The following is a 23,471-nucleotide window of genomic DNA, read 5'->3' as shown; positions in this document are numbered from 1 at the left end:
GGGGAAATGCCTGGTAAGGAGAGTGACGTGGCGGGGAGCCTGCCGGTGCGGCTGTCGAGCTTCGTCGGCCGCCAGGAGCTGCTGTCACAGCTGCGGCAGACGGTCACGCAGGCCCGGCAGACGACGCTGATCGGCGTCGGGGGCGCGGGCAAGACCCGGCTGGCGCTGGAGCTCGCGGACCAGGTGCACCGGTCGTTCGACGACGTGCGGTTCGTGGCGCTGGCGGGGCTGCACGTGCCGGACCTGCTGGTGCAGTACGTCGCCACGGCGGTCGGCGTGCGCGACCTGGCGGCCGCGGACTCGGTCGACGCGCTGGTGGAGGTCCTCGCGGGCCGGCGCCGGATGCTGCTGGTGCTGGACAACTGCGAGCACCTGTCCGACGCGGTCGGGGCGCTGGTCGCGACGCTGCTGGCCGAGGTGCCGCAGCTGCACATCGTGGCGACCTCGCGCGAGCGCCTGGCGGTGCCCGGCGAGGTGCTGGTGGACGTGCCGCCGCTGAGCCTGCCGCGCTCGGCCGAGCTGCCGGTCGACCTGACCAGCGAGGCGGTGCAGCTGCTCGTCGACCGCGCGGACGCCGCCGTGCCCGGCTGGGGCGGGATCACCGAGCAGACTTGGCCGGCGGTGGTACGGCTGCTGGGCCTCGTCGCCGGCATCCCGCTGCTGATCGAACTCGCGGTCGCCCGGCTGCGCAGCATGTCGGTCGAGGTGATGGTGCCGCGGCTGGAGAAGAGCATGGAGCAGGTGCTCAGCCGAGGCGAACGCACGGTGCTGACCCACCACCAGTCCCTGAGCAGCGTCATCGGCTGGTCCTACGACCTGTGCACCCCGCGCGAACAGCTGTTGTGGGCTCGGGCGAGCGTGCTGGAGGGCGGCTTCGACCTGGCCGCGGCCGAAGCGGTGTGCACGGACGATGAACTCCCGGTCGCCGAGATCGCCGACCTCATCGCCGACCTGGTGGACAGGTCGATCATCATCCCCACGCCGGACCGTGGCCGGTACCGGCTGCTGGAACCGTTGCGGCACTTCGGGTTGGGCAAGCTGGCCGGGATCGGCGACGAGGCCGCGGTGCGGGCCCGGCACCGCGAGCACTACCTGCGGGTGGCGGTGTTCGCCGCCGACAACTGGCTCGGCCCGGCCGAGGTGGAGCTGCTGCACGGGCTGAGCCAGGACATGCCGAACCTGCGGTCGGCGATGAGCGGCGCGCTGGCCTCGCCGGACACCGCCGAGAGCGCGATGATCATCGCCGTGTGCCTGGGCCGGTCGCGGTGGCTGTTCTTCAGCGGCGCGTTGCCCGAGGGCCGGCACTGGTTGCAGGCGGGGCTGCGCGCGATCCCGCCCGAGGACACGCCGCTGTACGCGTCGGCGCTGGCGCTGGACGCGTTCGTCGCGGTCTGCATGGGCGTCTCGTACGCCGAACTGGACGTGCAACTGGACATCGCCGCCGAGCACGCCGCGCGCAGCGGCTTCCCGGCGCCGGCGGTGACCTTCGCGCGCAGCGCCTACAACCACTTCGCGATCGGCACCCGCTCGGCCGCGATCCCGCTGCACTGGCAGGCCGCCGAGGAGTTCGGCAAGCTCGGGAAGGAGGCGGCAGGGGACCAGCACATGGCGTTGATGATGGTCGCCTTGAGCGAGGCGCTGCTGGTCGACGGCGAGGATCCGCGGCCGGACAGCAGCGCGAACGCCGTGCGGGTCACCGAGGAGTTCCTCGCCGAGGCCGAGCGCACCGGCGCGCAGTGGGCGATCACCTGGGCGATGTGGGCGGCCGGGATCGCGCACGCGCGCGCCGGCGACCTCGCGCACGGCATGGAAATGGTGATCGAGACGCTGCGCCAGCAGATCGAGATGGCCGACAAGTGGGGGCCGATCTTCTCTCTGCCGACCGTCGCGTGGATGCTCGCCCAGTCGCCCGAGCTGAGCACGGAGACCGCGCGCGAGGCGGCGACGCTGGTGGCGGCCTCGCACACACTCGAGCGCCGCACCGGCATCTCGATCTCGACGCACGTGCCGCACACCCGTTTCCGCACCGAGTCGGAGGAGATCCTGCGCCGGGTGCTGTCGGCCGAGGACTACGCGGCCGCGATCGAACTGGGCGGGCAGGTCCAGAGCATCGAGGAGGCGCTGCGGCTGTTCCTCGCCGAGCCCGACCTCGCGGGCGAACAACCAGAGCAGTCTGTGGTGGATCCGGCCGAGCTGACCGCGCAGCAGTGGAAGGTCGCGAAGCTGGTCGCGAAAGGGCTGTCGGACAAGGACGTCGCCGCCGCGCTGTCGCTGTCGCCCCGCACGGTCGGGCATCACCTGCAGGCGATCTACGGCCGTCTCGGGCTGCACCCCGGCACACGGGAAGGCCTCACCCGGTGGGTGCAGGCCCAGCGGCAGCCGTGAGCACGAGCTCCGGCCGGTCACGCGAGCTCCAGGCGCAGTTCGGCCACTCCTCCGACCAGGGCGGAGGCCACGCGCGGTGGCTGCGGGTCGAGTAGCCGGGTGGCCGGGAACCGCCGTGTCAGCTGGGTCACCGCGGCCTCGGTGACGGCGGTGGCCAGCCGCGAGCCGAGGCAGTTGTGGATCCCGTGGCCGAACCCGAGGTGCTGACGCGAGGTCCGGTGCAGGTCGAACTCGTCGGGACGGTCGTTCGCGGCGGGGTCACGGCCGGCCGCGCGCAGCGACACGAGCACGATCTCGTCGGCCGGGATGATCGTGCCGCCGACCTCGATCGGTTCAGTGGTGACGCGGTGGGTGGAGTTGCGGGTGGAGGGGTCGTACCGGCAGGTCTCCTCGATCGCGGCGCGGACCAGCGAGGGGTCGTCGACGACCTGCTGCCAGCGCGCGGGGTCGGCCAGCAGCGCGTAGACCACGTTGCCGATCAGGCCCGACGTGGTCTCGTGCCCGGACACGATGAGCAGCAGCAGCATCGCCGTCAGCTCGTCGTCGGTGAGCGCGTCCTCGTCGAGACTCGCGTGCACGAGCCGGGAACATAGGCCCTCGTCCGGGGACCGGCGCTTGGCCTCGATCAGCTGCGCGAGGTAGCCCGAGATCGCGGCCGAGGCCGGCATGGTCTTGTCCGGGTCGTCCAGCACCATCGCCGAGGTCCACGAGTGCAGCAGCCCCCGGTCGCGCACCGGCACCCCGAGCAGCTCGCACACGATCGTGATCGGCAGCACGAACGCGAACGTCGCGATCAGGTCGACCTCGGTTCCGGTGGGCAGGGTGTCGAGCAGTTCGCCGGTCAGCTGCTCGATCCGCGGCCGCAACCGGTTCACGCCGGCGGCGTTGAACGCCTTCGACACCAAGGCACGCAGCCGGGTGTGCTGCGGCGGGTCCGCGTTCATCATGGTCGGGCCGTACATCCCGGACAGCCTCGCGGCCCGGCCCTGCGCCGCGAGCTGCTCGGTGATCACGCGCGTCAGCCGCGTGGAGTCCTTGCTCAGCCGGGGATCGGTGAGCAGCCGCTTGGACTGCTCCAGCCCGGTGGTCACCACCTGCACGCGCGGACCGTCCGGGATCTGCGCCACGTGCACGACGCCGAGCTGACGCAACTCCCGCTCGGCGTCGTGGTGGCGGTAGCCGCACAGGCCGGTGACGAGGATGTTCGGTGACGGCATGCGGAAGGCTCTCCTCTGATTCGGTCGGGTGCCGCCCCCAATCGCCGCTGGTGAGCGGCGCGCGAACACCTCTGCACACCATCGTCGGGAGCCACCGGTCACGCCGTCATCGGTAGCCCTACCGGTAGCGCTACCTATGTCCGCCGCCCCTGCCCCGTGCCAGGTGCGTCTCAGAACGCGAGCCGGTCCCCACCCATCTGTTACAGCAGGTCACAGCTTCGCTGCGGGCGGTGACATAAGGGCGGCTAGATCAACACCGCCGTTTAGGTGACGACGCCGGTAGGACTGCCGACGCGGAATAGGTCTGCCAACCCGGACGATCAGCCCTCTACCTCGACAAACGACAAGGCGGAACAGAGGCTGTGGGGACCGTGCGAGCACGGGAGCCTCCGTTGCGCCGTCACCACACAGCACGTCCTCGCGTCACCGTCCGGCGGCCGCGCGGGAGGCGGCACAAGGGGGACCCGACCGTGGCACGCCACGACACCACACCAGCCCAGGACACCAGGACCAGGCCCGACCACACCCGCGTCGAGCACGACCAGGCCGACACCGCCCAGCCGTCCGCACCGCTGCCCCGCTCCAGCTCACCCGAGCCGTCGCCGGTGCCGGGCAACCTCCCGGCCGAGCTCGACGCCTTCATCGGCCGGCACCGCGCGCTGGCCGAAGGCAAGCACCTGCTGCGGCGGGCGCGGCTGCTGACCCTCACCGGGCCCGGCGGCATCGGCAAGACCCGCCTGGCACTGCGGCTCGCCGCCGAGCTCGCCCAGGACTGCGCACGGCCCTACCCGGACGGGGTGTGGCTGATCAGCCTGGGCGAGCTCACCCGCCCGGACCAGGTCACCGCCGCGCTGCTCGACGCCTTCACCCCGCGCCCGGACAACCTCGACGCGCTGCTCGCACAGCTGCTCACCCAGCGGCTGCTGCTGGTGTTCGACAACTGCGAGCACCTCCTGGCCGCGGTGGCCGACCTGCTCCGGCAGGTGCTGCGGTCCTCGGCCGGGGTACGCGTGCTGGCGACCAGCCGCACCTGCCTGCAGCTGCCCGGCGAGCACCTGCAGCCGGTCCCGCCGCTGGGCACCGGCGACCCGGCCGACCCCGACGACGAGCGGCGGTGCGAGGCCCTGCAACTGCTCACCGCGCAGGCACGGGTGGTCAACGCCGAACTCGGCGACGACGAACACGCCGACGCGCTGCGGTTGTGCCGGCTGCTCGACGGCGTGCCGCTGGCCATCACGCTCGCCGCGACCCGGCTGCGGTCGATGAGCGTGCGCGACCTCGCCGACCGCGTCGCCGCTGGCGAAGGGTGCGCGCTGCTCGACACCGGCCAGCACCACGGCCAGCCCTCGCACCGCACCCTGGCCGCCGCCCACGACTGGTCCTACAACCTGTGCACCCCGGCCGAGAAGTGCCTGTGGGACAGGCTGTCCGTGTTCGCCGGCGCGTTCGACCCGCGCAGCGCCGAAGCGGTCTGCGCCGACGACGAACTCACCGCGGAGCACCTGCCCCGGCTGCTCGCCCGCCTGGTCGACCAGTCCGTCCTGCTCGCCGACACCACCGGCGGCACCACCCGCTACCGCATGCTCACCAGCGTCCGCGCCGCCGGCGCCGCCCGCCTCGACGAGCACGACGGCCGCCGGCTGCGCCAGGCCCACGCCGAGCACTACCTCGACCTGGCCCGCCAAGCCACCGACGCGGTCAGCAGCGACCACGAAGGAAGCTGGATCTCCCGCGTCCAGCGGGAAATCCCCCACTTGACCGCCGCCGTGGGCTACTTCCTGGACCACGGCGAACCCGTCTCCGCGCTCGAGTTAGCCGTCGAAGTCGCCCGCACCCGGTGGGCGTTCGCCACCGGCGAGCTCACCGTGGCCCGCGACCTGCTGGGCCGCGCCCTCGCCGCCCAGCACACCCCGCACCCGTTGCAGGTCGCCGCGCACGTGCTGGCCACCCACCTCGACCTGTGCCAGGGCAACACCGCCCGCGCCGAACGCGAACTGGCCGCCGCCGAGACGATCAACAACCGGCTGGGCGCACCGGCCGGGCTGCGTCCGTGGTCGCTGACCGGCCAAGGCCTTCTGCTGCTGTTCACCGGCGAAGCGCGCGGGATCGCCGTGCTGCGCCAGGCCCACGAGTTGTGGCAGCAAGCCGACTACCCCGGCCACGACTTCCTGCCCCTCGCCACCGCCATGATCGGCGACGCGCTGATCGGGGACGCCCCCGCCGCCTTCGGCCATCCCGACCCCGGCGAGCGCACCTTCGCCACCAGCGTCACCGAACTCGGGCAGGAATGGACGCAGTGGTGCCGTGCGGTGACCGAACTCCGCCACGGCGACATCCACCTCGCCGCCGAACTCCTGGCCGACACCACACGCCGGCACCTGCACCTCGGCGACCGGTGGGGCACCGCGTGGAGCCTGGAAGCCCTGGCCTGGGCCACCGCGGCGTGCGGTCACAACGAACACGCCGCCGTCCTGTTCGGCGCGGCACAGCAGCACCGCCCGCCCAACACCACCATCACCGACGGCGCCCCCGCCGCCGCGTTGCACAACCGCTGGACGACCACCACAAGGGCACGCCTGGGAGAGGCGCCCTACGGCGCATCCGTCACACGCGGTACGGCACTCGATCACGCGTCCCTGCTCACCTACCTGCTGGAGCTTCCCGATCCCGCTCAGCACAGCTCCCAATTTCCGGGTGACCTCACCGAGCGTGAGTACGAAATCGCCGGTCTGATCGCCGCCGGCCTGACCAACAAGCAGATCGCCACAAAACTGACCGTGTCCGTGCGCACGGTCGACACGCACGGCGAATCCATCCGGCACAAACTCGGCTTCTTCGGCACCGGTTCACGAACCAAGATCAGCCACTGGTGGGGCGAGCTACATCGACGATGACCAGGCTCCAACGTGTACCTAGACCGGCTACCTAGGCGGATCCGGTCACGCTTCCGAACAGGGTAGGACAAGACACCGATCGAATTGACAAAAATCCACACTTCCAAATCGGTGATCTGTCCGATGTGTAATCGCGGAGATTCCCGGGATGCTTTACGGCATCACTGCACATCACCAGCAGGCGGCGCTTCGAGAGGCTGGACACCGCATGAAGTGTCGGCTGGAGACCCTGCCCAGGGTCAGAGGAGAAGGGACAGGCTGAAAGAGGGGCTGCGCGGCTGCGTCGTTGGGCACGAATACGACAACAAATACCCCTGCCACGGACGCAGCCCCTTTATCTCCTTCTCTTCGACGATTCACAAGCTCAGGGGGAGCGTCGGCGATGACCGAACCATCACGGGCGTACATGCTGCGCCCAATTCCACGACCGCACGCCACACACCGCCTGGTCTGCGTGCCCTGGAGCGGAGCAGGCCCCGGTGTGTACAACCGCTGGGCGCGATCGATGCCCGCCGAGGTCGAACTGCTCGCCGCCGTGCTGCCTCGCAGCACCGCCTGGCACGGCGACGCCGCGTTCAGCGTCGAACAGCTCGCCGAGCAACTCGCCTACGACCTGCAGACCCGCTACGGCGACGTGGAGTGGCAAGCCGTGTTCGGGCATTCGCTCGGAGCGCTGGTCGCGTTCGAACTGGCGACCCGCCTGCAACCGCACGCGCGGCTCGACGGCGTGATCGTCTCCGGAGCCCGCGCCGCGCACGTCGACCCGCCGGTGCTGCTGCACCAGCTCGACGACGCAGGCCTGGTGGACGCGCTCATCGAGCTCGGCGGCCTGCGGATGAACCTGCGTTTCGACACCCGGCTGCTGCAGAGGGTCCTTCCTCGCGTACGGGCCGACCTGGCCGCCTGCGAGCGCTACCGGCCCTCCGTCCTGACCCGCCTCGGACAGGGGAGCCGACTGCACGCCTGGTCGGCCAACGGCGACTGGTACGCACCTCCCACCAGCGTGCAGCTGTGGAGCGAGCTCGCCCACCCCGGCGAGAGCAGCGCCCGGACCTACGGCGGCGACCACTTCTACATCAACGACATCCCCGCAGACATGCTGCTCACGGCACTGGGCTGGCCACACGGGATCACGCGCCCCCGCACCCCGACGCTGGAAGGCGCGGCATGACCCCGCCGCCGCTGTTCGAACCCATCTACCTGCGTAAAGCCACGATCAGCGCCCGCCCCGCGCTGCGCGCGATGCTGACCCGCTGCACCGATACGACGCTGCGCGAACGGTTCTGGGCTACCGCGACGACCGCGGCCGAGGACGACGCCCTAACCGAACTGGTCGGCGACATGCGCATGATCACCGCCGTCGAGGTGTACATCGACACCATCTCCCACGACGACCAGGCCACCGTGCTGGCCTGGCAGGGCGATCGGGTCGTGGCGGCCGGATCGCTGCTTCCCGTCTGCGCTCTCACCGCCGAGATCGCCCTCATCGTGGAAGACACGTGGCAGGCCAAAGGCCTGGGCTCGCTGCTCGTCGCGCTGCTCGCCGAGATCGCGACGCAGGCCCGGCTGGAGTTCCTGTGCGCCTACCTGGGCGCCGACAACATCCGCGCCCGCCAGCTGATCACCCGGTTCTGTCCCGAGGCACGGTTTCTGGCCCCCGACAACGGCGTGGTCGACGTCGTGATCCCCGTGCGGGACATCAGCCCCACCGCGTGCGGTCAGCACCAGATCGACTCCACCGGGAGGTGGTCACAGTGAGCTTCCTGCAACCCGTCCACGGCCCGCGCCAACCGACCCCAGGCGCAGACGAACTACGTCGCCTGGCCGTACGCGAACAGCAAGACGAACAACGCAACGCCGGCCTGTCCGGACAGATCAACTTCGCGACCCTCTACGTCGCCACCGTGCCCGACACCAACGACTTCGTCGTGCACACCGAGGCCGGACAGGAGTGGGTGCACGCCTACACCTCCTACGAGCTACTCCCTGATGCTCGCGCCGGCTACGACGAGGTATGGCACCGCGCCGTGCGTGGCGAAGCCCTGCGCCGGCAGCTGCCCGCGCACGTCGGTCTCGAGCTCGACCACGGCCTGCCGCACGCCCGCGTGATCGTTCGCCCCCAAGTGCGACCGATCTCCCTGGACGACGCGGAGTAGACGATGACCACCACCGAACCCGCCGTCGTTCATGAAGCTGAGGCCTACTACCAAGGCACGGGGGACGCCCACCGCATGCTCGCCGCGTTCCGCGCGACGGCGCTGTACGTCTGCCGCGAGCTCGACCCGCCCGCCGTCCCGACCATCGAGGTGCCCTCTGCCGGGCGGTGGCTCCAGGTCTTCACCACCACCGCCCGGCTGACCAGCGTCGTCGGCGCCGAGCACACCTACATGAGGCTGCTGGGCAGCGAAGTCCTCGACCTGCTGCTGCCGCTGCTGCCTGAAGGCCTGGGCGTGATCATGGACCCGCACACCTCACACATGATCACCTGGCCGCCGGTCCCTCCGATCGTCAACGCGTGGGTCCTGCAACTGCCCGGAATCCGGACATGACCGCGCGGCCGCCGATCGATCCGCGGCTGACCATCCTGGCGGGGCGGCTCGCCCGCCTGGGCGACCTGAAGTCCGAGGCCGCACTGGTCACCGCTGGCCTGGTCTCGATCGCCGACCAGTACGACCTGCTGACCGGGCTGCTCACCGACATGCCCACCCTGCCGATCAGTTCCGCGTTCCTCGCGACCAGCCAGAGCGTGGACGAGCTCATCGCCACCGGAACACGCCTGCTCGCCGACATCGAGCAAGCCCGCGGCCAGCACACCACCACGGTCGAGGCGCGGCCGACCCAGGCCGACGACCTCGCCGAACTCCACAACACGGATCCACGAGGTTCCCGATGAGCGGCTACGGCGTCGACGTCGACGCGCTCAAGGCCACAGAGAAGGGCATCAACGACACGATCCGCGAGCTGCGCGAGGCGGGCTACCACGGGCACGAACACAGCGGCCAGGCCGTCATCCAGTGGAAGCTCAACGTCGACGAGTCGGGCCACCAGGCGATCACCGACGGCCTGGACGAGATGCTCGACCGGCTCCGCTGGTGGGTCCGCGGCCTGATCGCGGGCACGGAGGAAGTCGTCACGACCCTCACCGACACCCGAACGACCTACGAACGGGTCGAACAAGACGTCGCGAGCAAGCTGAAATCGCTGGCGCACATGACGTTCAGCAACCCGATGGGGCAGCAGACCCCACCAGCGGAGGCCCCCCGATGAGCAGTTACCACGGCATCGCGGGCCAGGTCGCGGAGCTCGACGACGCCGACGAGGCCACCGACCTGATCTCCGGCGACAGCAAGCACATCACCAGTTCGGCCACCGCGATGGCCGAACTGGGGGAGGCGATGACCCTCGCCGGCGACGGGCTCCGCGCGGTGACGACCTCCAGCTGGACCGGAACGGCCGCGGACAACTTCCGTGCCCACGTCCAGGGAAAACCCCAGCAATGGCGGGACGCCGGCACCGCGTTGCGCGAGATCTCCACCGCGCTCACGACCTACGGCGTCGTGCTCGACTCCGCGCAGGACACCGCCGGCCGCGCGCTGCTCATGTGGACAGGCGCCCAGGCCACAACCAAGACGGCGATCACCGAGCACAACAAGCGCGTCACCGAGTACAACAAGCTCCTCACCTCGGTGCCAGACCCCGGCCCACCACCGGTCTTCAACGATCCTGGGCAAGCAGGGCGCGAGCAGGCCGAGCAGATGCTGCGCGACGCGCGAACCCGCGTCACCGAGGCCGGATACACGTGCGCACGGGTCATTTCCGACTGGATCGCCCGGGCCCCGGCCACGCCGGACTGGTGGGATCGCCTCGGCGCCATCATCTCCGACACCGTCGACTCATCCGCCAACAGCGCGGTCGAGCTCGCCACAGGCGTCTGGGAAGGCGTGCAGGGCATCAGCTCGATCGCCCGCATGCTCAACCCGCTCGACCCCTACAACATCAGCCACCCGCAGGCGATGTTCGACAACGTCAGCACCCTCGCGACCGGCCTGTGGAACGGCGTCCAGAACCCAACACAGCTGGCGAAAGCCGTGTTCGACGTCGAGACGTGGCAAGACTCGCCCGCCAGGGCTTTGGGCAAGCTGCTGCCCGACATCGCCCTGGGCGCCGTGACCGGCGGTTCCGGTCTCGCCGGCCGTGCCGCCACCAAGGCCACGGTCAACGCCACCCTCGACACCGCCACCGCCGGCTTGTACGGCCTCGGCCAGGCAGGCGTTCGCAAAGCCAGCTCCGTCCTCGGCCGTGACGCCACGAAGATCGGCGACAACGTCGCCCAGGACGCCTCCACGGTCGGCCGCCACGTTCCAGACGGCCGCTCCACGCCGCTGCATCAGGCCGACAGCCACTCCGCGGGCATGTTCGACCAGGTCGGCAAAACGCTCGGCGACGTCGGCGGCAACCTCCGCAACCGCATCGACGATCTGGCGGCCTGGGCCGAGTCGAGAAAGGCCGACACCACCACGGTCTCCAGCGTGCCCGTGACGCCGCAGCCGCCCGTGCGCCAGCCTCCGCAGATCGGACACCGGCCCCAGCAACCACCGTCACCGCCCCGGCAACCAGAGTGGCAGTCGCCGGTCCAGCCGCCGCCGACTCTCAGCCGCCCCGAACCCGTCGCACCACCGCCGGCCCCGCAGCCGCAGAAATTCGACGTCGAAGACTGGCAGCGCCGCGCACGTGCGGTCATGGAAAACGCCAAGATCCGCGACGCGCAACCCAAGCCGACCAACTCCCACATGCCGTCACCCGACGCCGCTCAGCGTCGTGCGGCCGCGATCAACTACGCCCAGCAGCACCCCGGCATGACCGTGGACGAGGCCGTGCGGATCAACCTGCACCGCGAGGTCACCAACGACGGCTACTACGTCGAGCGCGTCGAAGCCCCAGAGCCACCACCACGACCGAAGGACATCGACCACGAATACCTGCAGAAGATCATCGACCAGAACCGGCACCAGCTGGACAACAACCTGCCGAGGGTGGCCGACTACGCAGGCCTTGACACCCCGAACTTCACGCCCGGCCAGGCCGAGTTGCCCCCCGGCTACAGCCGCACCCCGCCGGCCCACTTCCTCGACGACGCCCTGATCGGCAACGACGTCGACCCACGGCACATCATCGACCCGAAGGACATCTACCTGGACCGCCCCGGCCAGCCCGTGGTCTACCGCGACGTCGACGACTTCCTCGCGCCGGAGAACGCGTTGTGGCGCATGGACGATCGCTCTCCGGCGCCGATCCTGCGCGGCGAGGACATGTTCGTCCCACGCGACCCGTCCAACCTCGGCGTCGGCGGCCACGTCGGTGGCGCCGGCCGCGGCACCGACGGCGATGCCTACGTCTCGTGGAGCAACAGCCCCGAACACACCATCCAGCGCAATGAGCGCTGGGCAGGCGAACACTCACAGCCGATCCGGCAGCCCGACGGGACCTACATCCGAATCCAGTACATGGAAGAGGCGTACTCGCGTGGCGGCATCGACGTCAACGCCAGTTATCACGATCTCGGCATGTCATCCGGGCACAAGGAAGGCGAAATCGTCACCATCGGCATGTCGTCCGAAAACGTCTACCGAGTCTGGCCACGTATAACTCACTTCGACGCCAACCATAACCTGATAGAGTCCAGGATCGCGGATCCGATGATCAACAAAAACTTCAAATTCCTAGAACATATGCGAATGCGGGGAATTGCGTCATGACAGAGGAGGCGTCACCGGCGGTGCCGGAAATGCACATCGGCGACTATCTTGCATCGAGCCCTCTGCCGCCGATCGATGATCACGAGCTCGAACGCGCCGCGCGTTACGCCGGGCGCCAGCTCATCTACGGCGACCCCAACCAGCCCGACGAAGCGCCGCTGACCATGGACTACATCGTCGGCTACCGCGTCGTCGGGGACAACGGCCGGTTCACCGGTGAAGAGTGGATCAACGACAAGTTCCAGCCGCACCCGGTGACAGCCAGGGCCACTTTCGTCAACGCGTTCGAACTGGACGTGTGGCGGCTTGTCGAAGGCTACGCACCCCTGGGCGCGTTTGTGCGGGCACTCGCCGTACCTGAAGTAGAGCTGTTCGCTCCTGCTCTTCCGGAAAATCCAGACGAGCTTGCGGTATTCGAGAACGAGAACGGCCTCCCAATGCTTCATCTCTTCACCTCGCAGCAGCGACTGCCGTCCAATCATTCGAACTGGGCACGAATAGCCGGGATGGACATCCTCACCCGGCCCCGAGCAATTGAGCAGTACGACCGGGACAAAAAGTTGCAGATCTACTTCAACCCGAACAGCTTTCCCGGACTCATGCTGCCCGCTTACAAGATCGCCGAACTATGGGCGGAGAACCTCTACTTCACAGAGCTGATCGAGGAAGGCCAGCCCGATGCCATGCCGGAACCACACCAGGCCTGACCATCAACCGCGCACCCGCCGCCTGGGGATCAACGCAACCAGGAGCAACTCACCAGGGCAGGAGTCGCAGGACGTCAACCGGAACGCGGTCGGCGGCTCGACGCGTGATCACCGTCAGTCATTGGAGTCGGTGCCCCCGCGCGGTGCCCCAGTGGCAGCTCGCAGATCGGCCGAGGCGAACCCGCACCTCCAGCCAAACCCGCCGTCCCCAGGTTCGGATCCCTGCGCCACCCACCGCAGCTGAACGCACTTCGCGACGACGGAGCAGGGGAGCCACAGTTCGCCAAAACTGAATCCCCGGAGGGCCCGTCGAGCGCCCGCAAGGATGCCCGCCTGGGAGCTCACCATCAGCCAGGCGGGCATCCGTCACGGCTCCGCGATCTGGGAACCTGTCGCGGAGCCCTGACGAAGACGTCCTCAAGAACGCCCGGTTGCCGCACGTCGCGCCGTACGGAGCCTGATCGAGGGCCGTGATTCCCAATGCTCAGAGCTGCTTTCAGTAGGAGCGACACCTAGAAGGAACCGCTGATGCCTGAACAGCCCCAGCAACCCCCGGTCCGCCCGCGCCCTGCTCAGGCCGAACTTCGCCGAGGCGGACGCTACGGCCAGCACGTCAGGGCCTCGGAGCCGGAGGACTACGAATTGCAGCGCCGGATCGCCGCCATATTCGCGCCCGAGCCGCTCTTTCCCGACCTGCCCAGCCCTACCCCGGAAGCACGCGAAGCGGCGTTGCGGTTACTCGAGTACGCGCCCCAACCTGGCCGGATCGGCGTCGACGACTGGGACAGGCCACTGCGCGCCGACGAGCACGCCGAAATCTGGGGCGCGCCGATGGAAGGCGTGAACACGAGGCGCGAGTGGCTTGTCCGCGCCGACGAGATCTGCCGGGCCTGGGGGCGCCCTCTATGCGGTCCCGGCGGCCTGCTGCCAGATCGCACGCTCGACGAGGCCAGCGAGCTTCCTCCCGCGCCGTGAGCCTGCCGGGGATGTGACTCCTGCTGTTCAGGGCTTGGTTGGCGACGGCGACACGCTAAATCAAGGTGAATGCTGGCATTGACTGGAAGACTGGTAGGGTGTGGTCATGCCTAACTCGCTGGACGTGCTCGAAGCGGAGATGGCAGACCTGCGTACGCGGGTCCGCGCCGCGCTCGCAGACGAGCAGACGAACCACGCGTTCGCACTGCGTGCCGAGCTGGTCCGTGCGGAACGGGCCTGGCACGCGCTGGTCCAGGTCGAAGACCTTCCCCTGACGCCGCCGGCCTCTGCGGGCAGGGGAGCGGGCGCCGCCCTTCGTGACCGCGTCCACCAGGTGCTCACGCTGCTTACTGTGCCCGCCGCACCGCGGCTGATCGACCAGGTGTGCCAGGGTGTGTGGGGTGTCGAGCTGGGCGCGGCAACCAGCCTGATCCGCGACGAAAAACGCTCTTGGCAGGCCGCGCCGGACGCCCGCGCGTTCTACGTCACGCCCACCCTGCACCACGGCAACCTGCGACCGGTGCGCGGCCTGCTCACCCTGAGCACGTGGCCGCTGGAACAGCGGATCACCGGCCCCGTGTCGCCGCTGCTGCACCGGCTGATCGTGGCGGCCCGCGTTGCCGAAGCGCTCGGACGCCTCGACGTCGCGCCGACCGGCCAGGCCGAGCTGCTGACGCGGCTGGCCACCGACATCCCGGGCGCGCTGCACCTCGGGCACACCAGCCAGCCGGACCCCCGCCAGGTGCAGGACGCGGCCGAGTTGACGTTGCGCAACCACGAAGTCCAAGAGGCCGCAGACTCCCTGATCCGCAGGGAAGCGGCGCTGCGCGTCTCGAAGCTCACCGCGGCTGAACGCCTTTTCGGTGAGGGCGCGGCGATGCGCGACACAGCGCCCGTCCAGAACACGCCCTGACAACAAAACCCCGGCCAGTGCAGCCACACCGACCGGGGCAGGACACACAGATTGGGGTCTACATGTCCTTCACCGCCCATCCTACGGTCACCGGTCGAGGCCGGTCATGACCAACGACGAGACCTGGGCCGACCTGATCGCGCGCGGCGAGCTGACCGCCGTGCTTCGCGAGGCCGGCCAGAACGACACCGGCGTACTGCGCGACATCTACGCCCTGGTCCAGACGTTCGCCCCCGCCGACCTCCAGGAGTCCATGCTCCGCAAGGTCTCCGCAGTGGGACGCGCCGCGCTCAAGACCGAGGAACGGCTGGCCAAGGAGGCAGGCACCACACCCGCACCCGTGGCTCCCGACGCGACGACGTCGGCCCCGGCCGCCGTGGTCGAGCAGCACGTCCCCCCGGCCGCCGCTGCGGCAGCTGCGGGAGCACCCCGGCGCGGCACGAGGCCCGCGCGCTTCCGCGACCGGCACAGCGCGGTCGACGAACAGCGCGCCTTCGCCGACTCGGTGCGCGCGGAACTCGACCTGCGGGCCAAGCGCGAGAACCGCCCCGCACCCGAGATCACCGACGACGAGATGGCCGCAGGCCTGCGCGCCTGGCACCACGCGTTGCAGGTCGAGGGCGACCCACTGCGCTACGTCTCCTGGACCGGCTGGACCGCCATGTGCCTCGCGATGTGGCTGGCCGACCGCTATCCCAAGATCAGCCGCCCCGTGCCGATCAGTTCCGACTCGCGGGTGTGGGCGCTGTCGAAGGCCGCGCACCTGTCGCTGCGGTTCGGCTGGCTCGACATGGAGCTCCCGCCCGAGCCCGGCCGCCTGGCCGTCGAACTCGACGTCAACGCGCAGTACCTCGCCGCCATGTCCAGCGCCCAGCTCGGCGACGGCGACCCGATCGAGCTGGACGCCGCTCAACTCGCCGACTGGGACCTGCTGGACCTGGTCAAGCTGCCCGGCTACCTCGTGCTCGGCTCGGCTCCAGACCTGTCCGGACTGCCCCCGCACGCCCGCGCGGTCTTCGCCCGCCTGACCCCTGGCGACCCGCTGCCCACCCCACTCGCGACCTACCTCGCCCGAGACCACCACGTCGACCTGGACGTGGTCGAGGCGATCGTGTGGCACACCGTCGAAGTCCTCGACCCGCGCACCCGCAAGACGACGACCCAGGCCGCCTACGGCAAGCGCTGCGCCCGGTGGGCCAAGACCGTGAAAGAGGGCCGGGTCACCCTGATGACCGCCGCCGCCGGCCAACCCGAGAACCACCCCGCGCAGCTCGCCCTGCTGTTGCTGAAGCGGCTGTACTCCCAGTTCATCGCGCTGTTGCGCTCCCCGGCCTACAACGTCGACTCCCGCACCCGCAAGCCGACCGGATGGCTGCGCCCGGACTGGTTCGACATGCTTCTCGCCACGGCCAACGCCAACGCCCTGCGCGCCCTCGACAAGCTCGTTGCCGCAGGCTGGACCGTGCACGGCGGCCTGCGCGACTCCATCTGGATCACCGCCGACGCCTTGGCCGACATCAATGGCGTCACGGTGCCCTACCTGCGCGACGCTACCGGCGCCCTTACGCCCCTGACCGCCATCGAGATCAGCACCCGGCCCGGCATGTGGAAGATCAGCCGCGCCGTGCGGATCACCGAAGACCTGCTCACCACCTACCGCCGACGTCGGCCGAAGACCTGGCGCGAAGCACTCCAGGCCGCCGAGCACCACCAGGGAGCCGCCGCGTGAAGTTCGAAGACCTGGTCGACGAGCTCGCCCAAGCCGAAGCCGCACGGCTCATCGCCGCCGCCACCACCGACGCCCAGGCCGAGGCCGACGAGATCCGCGCCGTGGCCGACGCCCGCGCCGCCCACGCCATCGCCACCTACGAAGCCACCCTCACCGAGGCCCTCGCACAGATCAACAGCCACCCCGACGCCGTGCACGTCATCCGCGAGCACCAGGGCCGCGGTGCCGCTCCCTGGGTCGCCGCCCACGAGGGCAAGGCGGTCAGCACCGCCCGCCGGTGGCTCAGTGCCCATCCGCCGGCCTCGCGCGTCGCCGCCGTGATCGAGCTGGCCCGCCTGCTGGTCCGCCGGGACCTCGACGCCGAGTTCGAGTCCGCCCAGGCCGCGCGCGAGCTGGACACCGAACAGCAGATCGCCGCCACCATCGCCGACGCCATCGCACAGGCCGAGGCCCTCGCCCAAGCCGCCGGTCCCGCACTCGCCGCTCAAGCCCTGCGCGGCAAGACCAGCGCCTCCATCGGCGCGAGCATTCCGGTTGCCTACGACGGCGAAACGGACGGCACCCGCGACATCCACGACGCCGACATCGACGGCGACGTCCTGGCCGACCTGCTCGAAGCCGGAGACCTCGACGGCGCCACCGACGAGTTCACCGCGCAGATCATGGCCGACTACGGCGACCTCGCCGACACCCTCGACATCACCGACTTCCCCAACGGCATCACCCTGTCCTGACCTGCGCCACGTCGGTCCCCCCCGGCCCTGAAGTACCCCCGCGCGACGGCCCTCCCGGCCCGAGCACAGCAACGGAGGACACCTCATGGCCAGCCCGCAAGAAACCGTCGCCGAACTGCGCGCCGCCCTGCTCGCCCTGCGCAACGCCCCGGCCGCAGACAAGGCCGCCGCCAAAGCCCGCGTGACCACCCTCGGCGCTCAGACCGCCATGACGATGAACACCAACGACCGCAAGCACTTCGTCGCCGGCCTCGACAATGACATCGAGAACGCGATGAAGGCCTGACCCAAGACCCCTTGGGGAACGGCGGCATCGAGCACCGCGTGGCGGCCGTGCTCGATGCCGCCGTTCCCGGTACAACCCCACGATGGACAGCACCTCGAACCCCGGCCCGCACCTCGATGTCGGCCCCGACAACCGCCCGTTCACGCTCCCCGAGGTCCAAGCTGGTGTCGCCGACCTCATCGAGCAGTTCGCTGGCGAGCCGGGCATCGAACTGCTCGGCTTCGTCGCCACGATGCTCGCCAACACGCGATGCACCTGCGCAGACGTCGACACCGGCAACGCCGACGTCATCCCGTTCGCCCCTCGAACACGCGACAACCAGCAGTGACACGACCTCACGGCCAGCAGGTGATAACCGGGTTATCGCCCGACCCGAGCCCGCGGCGCGCCGTGCCGTGGTCGGATGACGTCATGCCCTGCCCGCACGAACGCGACGACTGCGCGACGTGACAACCGCCCCGTGTGCAAGCGGGGGTCGCGTACCGCTCCAGGCAAGACGCTCATCGGCGACGCCTTTGAGTTGTTGCAAGGTTCGCGCGTGTTGGAAGTTGAATCGTCTGGTCGGGTCGGGCGTGGCGCCGCCTCCGTAGAAGCCTTGCCCGTATACGTAAAACGCGAGTGGATCTAGCTGCGCGACATGAGCGCACGGACATGCCCCAGGCGTCACCCACCTGACGGCAAGATCACCACCCCGACCAGGGGTACCTCGACGCCACCTCCCCGAGCCTGAACCTGCAGGTTGGAGCCTGGCTGCCCCATGTCAGCAGTAAGAACCTTCTGATCCTATTTCTCATGTGCGCCGGTCAACAGATTGAGTTTAATTCATGAATGTCATCTAATTGAGGTCTCGAACTTGCAGTCGAGAAGTGTGTGGTTAGTCTAATGCGACTTATCTTATTGCTCGGTTGGGCAATCAATTTAATGTAGTGTAATCGAGTCAGTCTCGGCCAATCTATCTGTTCTAATCTAGCTGACTCTTGGTTGGTGACCTGCGCAAACTCCTGCAAAGCCCACTTGGTGAACCGAGCGGTCTTGATTCGAACCGCCGCCTGCATCCCTGGGTATGTCGGGCGGCCCCCCGACTGGGGGAAGCATTCGAGGAGCCGCCTCCCGAAACACCCCCCTGCGACGGGGGTGCGTTTTGTCGCCCGTCCTCCTGCTGCTACTGTTCTCGGCATCGAAAAGGCCCTGGAGGTCGGACGGCAGGCGTGAAAACCTGTTGACCGAGTTCCGGGGTTCCCGTTTACCCGGAGCCCGACCTGCGCTCCGAACGGGAACTCGACGATGTGGTGGCCAGGGAGGGACACGCACGTCATGGCGTCATCGACGCGTACCGCGCAGCAGTGGGAAGCGGGCGCGCGGGAGTTCTGGGACAAGGCCGGCCGGACCTGTGAGGTCACCGACAGCGCCCACAAGGCGAACCTGATCGTCGCGAGCAACGGACTGGCCGAAGCGGTCGCCGCGCTGCTGGCCCAGGCCGGAGTCGCCGCCGAAGTCCTGAACGCCCGGCACGTTGCCGGGATGCCCGACGGCACCAGGTACCTGACCGTCCGCGTCACCCACGGCGCCACCTCGGTGCTGCTGCCCCTCATCCCCGAAGACCCGGCGGTGCGCCTCTACCCCGGCGACACCGAAGGCGATCTCGGACAACCCGACCAGGTCCACCCGGTAACCCCGGGCCCGGACCGATGGGTCTCCGCCGACGCCATCGCCAAGCAGCTGCTCACGAAGGTGGCAGGGGAGGAAAGCTCCTAGGGCGAGACGACCGTCGACAACGTCGGCGAAAAGCAACGGCCCCCTGCGGGAACAGGGAGCCGTCTAATCCCCGTGCTCGGCTGCCTCACAGCGTGCCCAGGGAAGTTCGTTTAGGTCCGTCCTTACCGTTCCTACCCTTTGTGGTTCGGCTCAGGACGCCCCAGCGATAAGCAGCGTAGCTAGCTTGCTGGCAAAAGACGAAGCCGACTACGGCTGGATAGACGGCCCTAGACGGCTTCCACCTGGGACTATGCTGCTCCAGCCCAGGATGGAGCGTCAACTAGATCACACCACGCGAGCGGTTTCTAGACGGTTCTAGACGTTCTCGAACGATTGTGCACAAGCTCCAAAAAAGAGCGGTTTGGCACTCCCCGGCCGAGGGTGCCAAGATTACCGTCATCAGGTCGTTACCTGTGGCGGCTCGACGGGAGCGGGAACTCCCCACAGCCGCCGATCCAGCTTTGGCCCCGGTTCCATCCGTGAACCACACAAGCCTCGGCTGCCTCACCAGCGTGGTTGCGCATCCCCTGAACAGGGGATGCGCAACCACTCCGATTCGTACCGAAAAGGGGTGCCCCCATGGGGACCACCGACCTCACGTGCGCGCCGCGCACGTCCTGCGTCACCTCCGCGCTCACGCGCGTGGCGCTGACGGCGATGTCCTTCGCGTTCGTGGCCTGGCTGCTGAGCACGGGCGTCACCGAGCACAACGCCGTGCTCGTGCTGGCCGGCGTGCTGACGCTGATCGCCGCGACGACCACGGGGCTGAGCCCCCGGTGGCGGGCGGCCCTGGCCCGCGCACTCGACCTCGCCCCGGCGTCGCTCACCGTGAGCCCGGCGTGAGCGCCGCAACGACGACGCCACCCAGCGTTCAGGATGGACACGTAGAACCTGCACTGGTGTGCGTGGCCTGCTACGTCGTGACGGCGATGTCACCGTCGTCGTCACCGTTCTGTTCGGACTGTGGAAGCACGATGGCACCGTTCGTCCGCCCGCCGCAGTTCGAGGTGTTCGACCACCGCGTGCACGCCGCCTTCACGGAGGCCGGCGAGTCGATGCCGGAGCGCGTACGGCGTGCCCTTGTCCGCGGCGACAAGGACTGGGAGTTCTACACCGCCCAACTGTTCATGCTCGACGTCTCTCTGAAGACGAGGCGCGCGTTGTTCGCCGCGTTCCAGCACGCGACGGGCAACGGCAACGACGACATGGTCTTGTCCGACGTGCAGCCGCAGGCTTCCGAGGCGCGACTCACGAACATGACGCGGTCGGTGCTCAGGATCGGGCGCTCGACGCGGCAGCTGGCTTCTACCTACCCCATCGGAACCAATACGCAGGTGGTGCTCCACAAGCCGGTGAAGCTCCATGAGCCGGTGCTGGAGACGGGCGATTCCGAACTGCAGGCCACGACCGTGGAGGAGTTCCTCGAACTGCTGCGGATGGTGCAGAAGCGGTCCGGCTTGTCATTCTCGAAGCTCGCAGAGCGCGCGGGACCGGGCCTTCCGAGGTCGCAGGCGTACGCCTTGGTCAAGGAGGACCGCACGAGCCTGCCTCTGCGGGTCGAGCAGATCAGGCTCTTCTCCACCGCGTGCGGCCTGCCACCGCACCAGGTCGACCGGGTCGTCCGGCTGTGGGCGGAGCTGCGTGATGGCGGGGGCCGGAGCGCGGTCGCACGGCAGCAGGAAGAACTGCTGGCCAGGCTGAGGGAGTTCCAGCCGGACCCGGACCTCGTATGCCTCGATCGTGCCGACGACGAGGCGATCGAGCGGCTGAAGGCCGCCATGCAGGTGAAGAAGACACCGATGACGCCGGCGCAGTACGACGTGATGTTGCGTCGACTGTTGACGACGAACGCGATGGCCGACTCGAACGCGGGGCTGTTCGTGGCAGGTGCGGTGTTGGCCACCGTGCTTGGCAAGGAAGCGGTTGCCTGGTACCGGAAGCGCAAGCAGCCGTGCACGTGCGAGGCCGGACATGCTGTAGCGAGCGTGAGCACGACACCAACGACGGGCTGACTTCAAGTTGGGGCGTAGCACGTCGTGACTGGCGGTTCGGGAAGGGCATGAGAGGACGTCGTGGCCCTTCCCGAACCAGGTGCTCGGACAACCGGACACACGAGGACGACACCGAGTTGTTTGCGCTCGCGCTGTGCAACTCGTCGTCCGGCAAGTGAGTGCTGTTCGGCATGTGGTTCGTGTTGTTCGTGGTCTCGGTCTTCGCCTCGTCCGGCATCTCGTCGTTTCCAGCCGAACAGCGAGGGTGCCCAAGAGCTCGACGTCGTCCTGCTGCTCGACGCCGGCCTGCTCGGCTGCTTTGTCGTGCTTGGCCTGTTGGATGTCGTCGGCTCGAGCTCGACTGCGCGGTCGAGCTCGTGGGGTGTCTGCGGTCGGTGTCCGCCCGGTTCCGGCGGGGGGTTGTGATTTGTGCTGTTCGGGGGCTTGTTGGTGGGTCGGCGGGGGAGGGCCTGGGTCCTGGTGCTCGACGTCGTCCAGCGCCTGGTGCTCGACGACGTCGTCCAGCTCGATCGGCTCGATGTCGTCGAGCTCGTGCTCGACCACGTCGTTCGGCACGTCGTCCAGCGCCTGGTGCTCAACCATGTCGTTCGGCACGTCGACCACGTCGTCCGGCACGGGCTGCTCGACGTCGTCCGGCTCGGTCGCTTTGGTCCTGGGCGGGGTCTGCGGTGTCGGGTTCGGGCCGGCCTTTCGGTTCCGGTCCGGCGGGGGGCTGTGATTCCTGCTGGTCGGGGGCTTGTGGTGGGGGGTGAGGGTCTGGTCCTTGTGCTTGGTGGGGGAGTCCGCTGTTCGACGTCGTCGAGCTCGGCTGCCTGGATCCCGCGCTCGCGGCCTGCTCGCCGACCGCGTTCGTGCTCGGCGTCGGGCGGGGGTCCGCGGCTCGGTCTCTGGCGTTCTCGGGCGCCTCGACCGGCTGGCCTTTCGGCTTCGGGCCGGTGGGGGCTGTGATTCTTGCTGGTCAGGGTTGTGTGGGTGGGTCGACGGGCAGGGCTTGGTCCTCGTGCTGCTGGTGCTCGACGTCGAGCACGGTCCTCGGTGTCCTCGGTGTCCTCGGTGTCCTCGGTGTCCTCGACCGGCCGGCCTTTCGGGCTCCAGGTCCGGTGGTGGCTCGTCCTGCTCGCGCTCGACCGCGCGTCGTCGACGTCGTCCAGCACGTGCTGCTGGGGCGTCGTGCCGTGCTGCTGGGCGTCGTGGGCGGGGGTCTGCGGTTTCGGCTTCGCGCTGGCCTTTGGTTCCGGTCTGGTGGGGGCTGTGATTCCCGCTGGTCAGAGTGTTGTGGATGGATTGACGGGCGGGGCCTGGTCCTCGTGCTCGACCTCGTCCAGCGCCTGGTGCTCGGCGTTGTCGACCGGCTCGGCGTTGTCGACCGGCTCGACCGGCTCGATGTCGTCGAGCTCGTGCTGCTCGACATCGTCCGGTTCGGTGTTCGTCTTCGAGGGGCTGTGATTCCTGCTGGTCGGGGGCTTGTGGTGGGGTGAGGGGCTGGTCCTTGTGTTGGTGAGGGAGCCCGATGTCGACGTCGTCGAGCTCGGCTGCCTAGGTCCCGCGCTCGGCCTGCTCGCTGGCCGTGTTCGTGCTCGCCGTCGGGATGGTGGTCCGCGGGTTCGGTCTCCGGCGCCTCGACCGGCCGGCCTTTCGGCTCCGGTCTGGTGGGGGGCTGTGATTTGTGCTGGTCAGGGGCTTGCGGGGGTACTGGTTGGCCGGCGTCTCCCTGGTCCGGGCTGGTGGCTGAGGACGGCGCCCAGGGGTTTCGGCATGGCGCCGCGAGGGCCTCTGTGCTGCCCGTGGAGTGGTGCGGAGCATCGCGGCGGGGGAGTACTGCCGTGCCCTTGCCCGGGGCCGTGACGGGGCCTCCAGGACGGGGTTCCCGACGTGTGCGGTCCCCAGCGCTTCACCGATCACCTTAGGACGTGACTAACCGCAGGTCAGAGCGCTACGGGCTGAACACCAGACCGGTAGGGACGTGATTAACCACAGGTCAGAGCACCTGTGGAACCGTCGCTAACCGGCCACGTACGCCCCTCCGACCATCCTGGAGCGGGAACCCTTGCAGCACAAGGGAAAGCCAAGACCACAGCCGTACGGCACAACAGAAACCCATACACACC

At 69.0% G+C, this 23,471-nt stretch carries 22 protein-coding genes; 21 read left to right on the top strand and 1 reads right to left on the bottom strand.

Annotated elements, in window-relative coordinates:
* The first annotated feature begins 27 nt into the window (after positions 1-27).
* Positions 28-2,385: an ATP-binding protein gene (locus ACQEU1_RS44905; protein ID WP_433217190.1), complete on the top strand. Its 2,358-nt coding sequence runs from the start codon at positions 28-30 to the stop codon at positions 2,383-2,385.
* Positions 2,386-2,402: 17 nt separating this feature from the next.
* On the opposite strand, the gene ACQEU1_RS44900 is transcribed toward ACQEU1_RS44905, so the two are convergent.
* Complete coding sequence (locus tag ACQEU1_RS44900) at positions 2,403-3,602, bottom strand: cytochrome P450 family protein (protein ID WP_433217187.1); 1,200 nt, start codon at positions 3,600-3,602, stop codon at positions 2,403-2,405.
* A gap of 470 nt (positions 3,603-4,072) precedes the next feature.
* Between ACQEU1_RS44900 and ACQEU1_RS44895 the strand changes: the two genes are divergently transcribed.
* From ACQEU1_RS44895 to ACQEU1_RS44800, 20 genes are all read left to right on the top strand, one after another.
* Positions 4,073-6,496, top strand: coding sequence for a helix-turn-helix transcriptional regulator (locus tag ACQEU1_RS44895; protein WP_433217184.1), 2,424 nt, complete (start codon positions 4,073-4,075; stop codon positions 6,494-6,496).
* Positions 6,497-6,878: 382 nt separating this feature from the next.
* The gene (locus tag ACQEU1_RS44890; RefSeq protein ID WP_433217181.1) at positions 6,879-7,667 is read left to right on the top strand and encodes a thioesterase II family protein; all 789 of its coding nucleotides are present in this window, start codon (positions 6,879-6,881) and stop codon (positions 7,665-7,667) included.
* Positions 7,664-8,254, top strand: a complete 591-nt coding sequence (locus ACQEU1_RS44885; protein ID WP_433217178.1) for an N-acetyltransferase family protein — start codon at positions 7,664-7,666, stop codon at positions 8,252-8,254. Before ACQEU1_RS44890 ends, ACQEU1_RS44885 begins: the two co-directional genes overlap by 4 nt.
* Positions 8,251-8,652, top strand: a complete 402-nt coding sequence (locus tag ACQEU1_RS44880) for a hypothetical protein (RefSeq protein ID WP_433217175.1) — start codon at positions 8,251-8,253, stop codon at positions 8,650-8,652. The genes ACQEU1_RS44885 and ACQEU1_RS44880 overlap by 4 nt, the downstream gene beginning before the upstream one ends.
* A gap of 3 nt (positions 8,653-8,655) precedes the next feature.
* Entirely contained in the window at positions 8,656-9,045 is a 390-nt protein-coding gene (locus ACQEU1_RS44875; protein WP_433217172.1) for an SseB family protein, read from the top strand.
* The gene (locus ACQEU1_RS44870) at positions 9,042-9,389 is read left to right on the top strand and encodes a hypothetical protein (protein ID WP_433217169.1); all 348 of its coding nucleotides are present in this window, start codon (positions 9,042-9,044) and stop codon (positions 9,387-9,389) included. The genes ACQEU1_RS44875 and ACQEU1_RS44870 overlap by 4 nt, the downstream gene beginning before the upstream one ends.
* On the top strand, positions 9,386-9,763 hold the full coding sequence (locus tag ACQEU1_RS44865; RefSeq protein ID WP_433217166.1) for a hypothetical protein: 378 nt from the start codon (positions 9,386-9,388) through the stop codon (positions 9,761-9,763). The genes ACQEU1_RS44870 and ACQEU1_RS44865 overlap by 4 nt, the downstream gene beginning before the upstream one ends.
* Entirely contained in the window at positions 9,760-12,252 is a 2,493-nt protein-coding gene (locus ACQEU1_RS44860) for a WXG100 family type VII secretion target (RefSeq protein ID WP_433217163.1), read from the top strand. The genes ACQEU1_RS44865 and ACQEU1_RS44860 overlap by 4 nt, the downstream gene beginning before the upstream one ends.
* Positions 12,249-12,959, top strand: coding sequence for a hypothetical protein (locus tag ACQEU1_RS44855; protein ID WP_433217160.1), 711 nt, complete (start codon positions 12,249-12,251; stop codon positions 12,957-12,959). The genes ACQEU1_RS44860 and ACQEU1_RS44855 overlap by 4 nt, the downstream gene beginning before the upstream one ends.
* A gap of 528 nt (positions 12,960-13,487) precedes the next feature.
* The gene (locus ACQEU1_RS44850; RefSeq protein ID WP_433217157.1) at positions 13,488-13,934 is read left to right on the top strand and encodes a hypothetical protein; all 447 of its coding nucleotides are present in this window, start codon (positions 13,488-13,490) and stop codon (positions 13,932-13,934) included.
* Between the two features lie 106 nt (positions 13,935-14,040).
* Positions 14,041-14,847 (top strand): hypothetical protein, encoded by an 807-nt coding sequence (locus ACQEU1_RS44845; RefSeq protein WP_433217154.1) that lies wholly within the window; start codon positions 14,041-14,043, stop codon positions 14,845-14,847.
* Between the two features lie 106 nt (positions 14,848-14,953).
* Positions 14,954-16,576 carry a hypothetical protein gene (locus ACQEU1_RS44840; protein WP_433217151.1) on the top strand — a complete coding sequence of 541 codons (1,623 nt, stop codon included), beginning with the start codon at positions 14,954-14,956 and terminating at the stop codon, positions 16,574-16,576.
* Complete coding sequence (locus ACQEU1_RS44835; RefSeq protein WP_433217148.1) at positions 16,573-17,310, top strand: hypothetical protein; 738 nt, start codon at positions 16,573-16,575, stop codon at positions 17,308-17,310. The genes ACQEU1_RS44840 and ACQEU1_RS44835 overlap by 4 nt, the downstream gene beginning before the upstream one ends.
* An 85-nt stretch (positions 17,311-17,395) precedes the next feature.
* Positions 17,396-17,596, top strand: a complete 201-nt coding sequence (locus tag ACQEU1_RS44830) for a hypothetical protein (protein ID WP_433217145.1) — start codon at positions 17,396-17,398, stop codon at positions 17,594-17,596.
* 82 nt (positions 17,597-17,678) lie between these two features.
* Complete coding sequence (locus ACQEU1_RS44825; protein WP_433217142.1) at positions 17,679-17,924, top strand: hypothetical protein; 246 nt, start codon at positions 17,679-17,681, stop codon at positions 17,922-17,924.
* 986 nt (positions 17,925-18,910) lie between these two features.
* The gene (locus ACQEU1_RS44820; RefSeq protein WP_433217139.1) at positions 18,911-19,351 is read left to right on the top strand and encodes a hypothetical protein; all 441 of its coding nucleotides are present in this window, start codon (positions 18,911-18,913) and stop codon (positions 19,349-19,351) included.
* 579 nt (positions 19,352-19,930) lie between these two features.
* Complete coding sequence (locus tag ACQEU1_RS44815; RefSeq protein WP_433217136.1) at positions 19,931-20,194, top strand: hypothetical protein; 264 nt, start codon at positions 19,931-19,933, stop codon at positions 20,192-20,194.
* 131 nt (positions 20,195-20,325) lie between these two features.
* Complete coding sequence (locus ACQEU1_RS44810; protein WP_433217133.1) at positions 20,326-21,363, top strand: hypothetical protein; 1,038 nt, start codon at positions 20,326-20,328, stop codon at positions 21,361-21,363.
* A 517-nt stretch (positions 21,364-21,880) separates the two neighbouring features.
* The gene (locus ACQEU1_RS44805; RefSeq protein ID WP_433217130.1) at positions 21,881-22,081 is read left to right on the top strand and encodes a hypothetical protein; all 201 of its coding nucleotides are present in this window, start codon (positions 21,881-21,883) and stop codon (positions 22,079-22,081) included.
* A 589-nt stretch (positions 22,082-22,670) separates the two neighbouring features.
* Complete coding sequence (locus ACQEU1_RS44800) at positions 22,671-22,841, top strand: hypothetical protein (RefSeq protein ID WP_433217127.1); 171 nt, start codon at positions 22,671-22,673, stop codon at positions 22,839-22,841.
* Positions 22,842-23,471 lie beyond the last annotated feature (630 nt).

The sequence above is a fragment of the Lentzea sp. CA-135723 genome (genome assembly GCF_050936595.1).
GTDB lineage: Bacteria > Actinomycetota > Actinomycetes > Mycobacteriales > Pseudonocardiaceae > Lentzea.
The sequence above is the reverse complement of the archived record's forward strand: the minus strand, read 5'-3'. Positions and strand labels throughout refer to the sequence as shown.